The 4,858-nt window shown below is 46.5% G+C and carries 3 protein-coding genes; 2 read left to right on the top strand and 1 reads right to left on the bottom strand.

All coding sequences use genetic code 11. The annotated features are described in order from the left end of the window. A partial coding sequence (gene ilvB, locus VN429_RS09665; RefSeq protein ID WP_325632674.1) for a biosynthetic-type acetolactate synthase large subunit occupies positions 1–1,641 on the bottom strand: 1,641 nt, incomplete at its 3' end. A 358-nt stretch (positions 1,642–1,999) separates the two neighbouring features. On the opposite strand from ilvB, the gene VN429_RS09670 reads away from it, so the two are divergent. After that, positions 2,000–2,419 carry a MarR family winged helix-turn-helix transcriptional regulator gene (locus VN429_RS09670; protein WP_325632676.1) on the top strand — a complete coding sequence of 140 codons (420 nt, stop codon included), beginning with the start codon at positions 2,000–2,002 and terminating at the stop codon, positions 2,417–2,419. A 50-nt stretch (positions 2,420–2,469) separates the two neighbouring features. Further along, the coding region (lon, locus tag VN429_RS09675) for an endopeptidase La (protein WP_325632680.1) at positions 2,470–4,858 on the top strand (2,389 nt) is incomplete at its 3' end.

A 4,858-nucleotide genomic window follows, 5' to 3' on the forward strand; every position in this document is an offset into this window, starting at 1 on the left:
GAGACAGGGTACCATAGGAAAGACATTCTCCTCACGTATGATCCTGAAATCTATGAGGAAAGGTCCTTTGGTTGCAAATGCATCCTTGATTGCCCCCTGTATGTCCCCCGGACTATCTACTCTGACTCCCTCAATTCCATACGCTGCTGCAATCTTTGTAAATTCAATAGATGGGAGTTCTGTAAATGAGTATCTTCGATCATAGAAGAGTTCTTGCCATTGCCTCACCATTCCGAGGTACTGATTATTCAAGACCAGAATCTTGACCGGGATCTTGTATTCGGCCAGGGTTGCAAATTCCTGAATGTTCATCTGCAGGGATCCATCCCCTGCAATAGTGCAAATCTGTTGATCCGGACAAGCAAACGAGGCTCCCATAGCAGCCGGGAGTCCGAATCCCATTGTTCCCAAGCCTCCTGATGTGAGGAATGATCGTGGCCTTTGAAACCTGTAGTTCTGGGCAGTCCACATCTGATTCTGTCCTACTTCTGATACGATGATTCCTCTCCCGTTTAGAATCGAAGCCAGAATTCTGATGATCTGTTGTGGACGCAGACCGTTCCTTTCAGAAGTAGGGGATAGATCAGCCTGATGTTTCCAGATATTAATCTGATCTCTCCAGGCTATGGTCGTGCGCAACCTCCTGGTTTTTCTGATAATCTCCTGGAGGATCCTTTTTGCATCACCGATAAGAGGAAGATCCACATTGCGGTTTTTGCCGATTTCATTTGGATCAATGTCAATTTGGATGACTGCTGCATGTGGTGCAAAGAGACCTCCAGTACCACAACTCCGATCTGAAAATCTGGTACCTATGGCAATAAGCAGGTCGCAGGTATGCACTGCGTGATTTGCCGCAATTGTTCCATGCATTCCTATCATACCCAGGTTGAGGGGATTATCTGAAGGAATTGTTCCAATACCGAGCAGGGTAGTTGTAACAGGTATACCGAACCGATTGGCAAGAATCTGGAGCTCATCTGATGCCTGACTACTGATAACTCCTCCACCGGCGAGGATTATCGGAGTTTCTGCATTTGAGATCATCTCGGCTGCTTTGATACAGAGCCTTCTGGTATTAAGATTGGTCTCCCTTTCCCGGATTATTCTCGGTCTCAACCCCGTTCGCTTTTCTTCAGGTACCATGCCTGTTGAAACATCTTTGGGGATGTCGATTAGAACCGGGCCAGGTCGTCCTGTCATTGCAACTCTGAATGCCTGGCTCACCGTCTCTGCAAGATCAGCAGTTTTTGTCACCTGGTAATTCTGTTTGGTAACCGATCTGGTGATCTCGGTGATATTTGCCTCCTGGAATGAATGGTTTCCAATCTGGTTCGTAGGAACCTGTCCCGTTATAGCAACAACCGGGATTGAGTCCATGTATGCAGTGGCTATACCGGTTACCAGATTGCAGGCTCCAGGTCCGGATGTTGCGAGGCAAACACCTGGCCCTCCTCCTGCCCTGGCATAGCCATCTGCAGCATGAGCCGCTGCTTGTTCATGCCTGACAAGGATATGACTGATTCCTGACTCCGGAATTTCATCATAGATCGGAAGAACAGTAGCGCCGGGGTACCCGAATATCGTCTCAACTCCCTGAAATTTGAGAGAATCAAGAAGAATTTTTGCTCCTGTCCTCATCGGGTCCAACCTCCTGGGTATGGATTTGATGAAGATACCGGCAGGTGAACCTGATTATCCTGTGATAAAGAGAACAGGCATTCCTGTCTGGCGGTTGGGATTCGATCTAAAACAGTATCAAAAGAAGACGTTAGTTCGTCAGTATCTCGTTTCTTGGATGTAATGTCCTTTCGGACCAACAAAACACTCAGTCATGGTTGTCCATCACATCCCTATTTTTAGTGTTTATGAATAATGAATCTTGAGTTTGGCAAGAGTAGTGGTAATTTCTGTTATCTATCTTCTATAACTGAAGACAATCACTGCCTCATACAGAACCTTTATAGTTTGGACAATCCTAACTAACTAACACGGATCCATGACTGCCCAGAAAGAACATCTCTTCCAGGTCTTTGACACCCTGATCAGACTGAAGAATGAATGTTCTTGTAGTATCTTCTCTGCCTGTGAGCTCTCGGAGATCACGGTGAAGCAGATCAATTACCTGAAGATGATTGATGCCCATGATGAGGTCACGTTCAGCAGGCTTGCTGAAATCACCCAGAATTCCAAGCCAACCATCACAGAGATGATGCATAAGTTAGATCGGATGGGTTGTGTATACAGGCAGCCTTGTCCCCATGACGGAAGAATTAATTATATCCGTCTTACCGGAAGAGGAGAAAGTATTGCCCGTTTAGAACAGAGAGCCCTTCAGCAGGTTGTTGAAAGGCTCGTCGATTCACTGGATGATCATGAGATCGATCTTCTGATAGAGATCCTGCAAAAAGTGCGCTAAAAAAATTTTATCTGAATAACTAGTTAGGTTAAACAAAACTAAAGGTTCATATGAGTACCACCGAATTCACACAATCACCAGCACATCAGGAGCATTTCGTACTGCCCCTTTACGAGATTGTAGTGTTTCCCAACACGCGGACAAAGATCATTGTTGACAAAGAAACCGGAAGCCTTCTCCTGCAGGAGATGAGCAGGAGCGATGGTCATCCTATTGGTCTGGCAGTAAAAACCGGAACAATCCCGTCAGAGATATCTGCGTCTTCTGTATATCCGATTGGCAATCTTCTTGAAATATCATTCATTCAGCCGGCTGAGGAAGGATACCTCGTATGTGTTCATGCACTCAAAAAAGTCAGAGCTGATTCAATCACCAAACGTGACGGACGATTATTTGCGACCTGGGTCCTATCTGAAGAATCATCTGATCTTGATACTCAGACACATGACGAGTTACTTGAAGAAATTAAAGAAACGATTCATGTAATAAGTAATCATTTCCAAGGTTCTGAACAGTTTACCCAGCCGGTTGACAAAATGACTTCAATAGATACTGTGATTGGGTTTACTATGCCGTATGTTCCGGTCTCACTTGAAGAGAAACAGGCACTTCTGGAGATTTCTTCACAGCAGGAACGGGCTATAGCATTTCTAGATCTGTTACTCAAGGTCAAAGAGCAGATCGATTTCAAGATTGAGGTCACTAGGAAGGTTTCTGATAAAATCTCGAAGACCAATCGTGAAGCCATTCTCAGGGAGCAACTCCGGGTGATTCAGGATGAACTGAATGATATTGAGGGAAATGGTCCGGGAGATACAGGATACAGGGACCGAATTGATCAGTCACAGATGCCTGAAGATGTAAAGAAGAAAGCTATTGCCGAAGTGAAAAAACTTGAGATGGGCGGGCCCCATAACCACGAAGCTCCGGTCATACGAAATTATCTGGATCTCCTGCTTGATCTGCCATGGGTTACAGGAGAAAGATCAGGCATTGATATTGAGACAACAAGAAAGGTCCTTGAGGATAACCATTACGGGCTTGAGAAAGTTAAGGAACGGATCATACAGCACCTGGCAGTCATGAAACTGAAGAATGACAAACAGGGATCCATTCTCCTCTTTGCCGGTCCTCCCGGAACAGGAAAAACAAGCCTTGGGAAGAGTATCGCAGAGGCTCTGGGTCGGGAGTATGTCCGGGTAAGCCTTGGTGGTATAAAAGATGAGGCAGAGATTCGTGGTCACCGCCGGACGTATATCGGAGCACTTCCCGGAAGGATCATACAGGGGATCAAACGGGCAGGTACAAAAAATCCAGTCTTTGTACTTGATGAAATTGATAAATTAAGTGCATCTTATTCCGGGGATCCGGCAAGTGCCCTGCTTGAAGTGCTCGACCCTGAACAAAACAACAGTTTCTCAGATCATTACCTTGAGGTTCCTTATGACCTCTCTGATGTGCTCTTCATTGCAACGGCAAACTCTCTCTCATCTATCCCGGGACCACTCCTTGACCGGATGGAACTGATAGAGATCTCAAGTTATACTAAGCACGAAGTATTTGCCATCGCTAAACAGCATCTGCTTCCAAAAACAATTGAAGAACATGGGCTTGATGGAGGGAAACTGCAGATCGAGGATGATGCCCTCTCACTTGTAATTGAAAAATACACCCGTGAAGCTGGTGTCCGAGGTCTGAAGAAGCAGCTTGACCGGATTGCACGGTATGTATCTGAGAAGATCGTATCAGGAAGAACTGACCTTCCATTTGTTGTATCAGCAGAAATGCTTGGGGAGATACTTGGGAAAGAAGTCTTCAGGCATGAGACAGCACGTAGCAGGCTTACTCCGGGGGTTGCAACCGGCCTTGCATGGACACCGGTTGGAGGAGAGATCCTCTTTATTGAAGGAACCTTCATGCCAGGCACCGGAAAACTAACACTCACCGGCCAACTAGGTGATGTTATGAAAGAGTCAGCAAATATTTCCATGAGCCTGATCAGGTCACGGTTTGCCCATTCTGCAAACCAGTTTGATTTCATGACCAGTGACATACACATCCACGTCCCATCCGGAGCGACGCCCAAGGATGGCCCTTCAGCAGGTGTGACACTGTTCACTGCTCTGGTATCACTCATTACCGGTAAAACCGTGGATCCAAAACTTGGGATGACAGGGGAGATCACCCTGAGCGGAGCAGTTCTCCCGGTTGGCGGAATCAAGGAGAAGGTTCTTGCTGCTCACCGGGCAGGGTTGACAAAGATCATTCTCCCGAAGGAGAACGAGCGTGACATAGAGGAGATACCGGCGGATGTCAGGGATGAACTGATCTTTGTCCCGGTTGAGACCATCGAAGAGGTTCTCCACGAAGCACTGGATATTGATCTTCCGGAAATGGTATTGTTTACTCCCCGATCTTCCCTTGCCTCGGTTCAGAATG

Origin of the sequence: Methanospirillum sp., from assembly GCF_035560735.1 — an archaeon.
GTDB lineage: Archaea > Halobacteriota > Methanomicrobia > Methanomicrobiales > Methanospirillaceae > Methanospirillum.

What these genes read in the sequence shown, in the direction of transcription:
- VN429_RS09670 (WP_325632676.1), top strand. Translation starts at nt 2,000, where the DNA reads ATGACTGCCCAGAAAGAACATCTCTTCCAGGTCTTTGACACCCTGATC.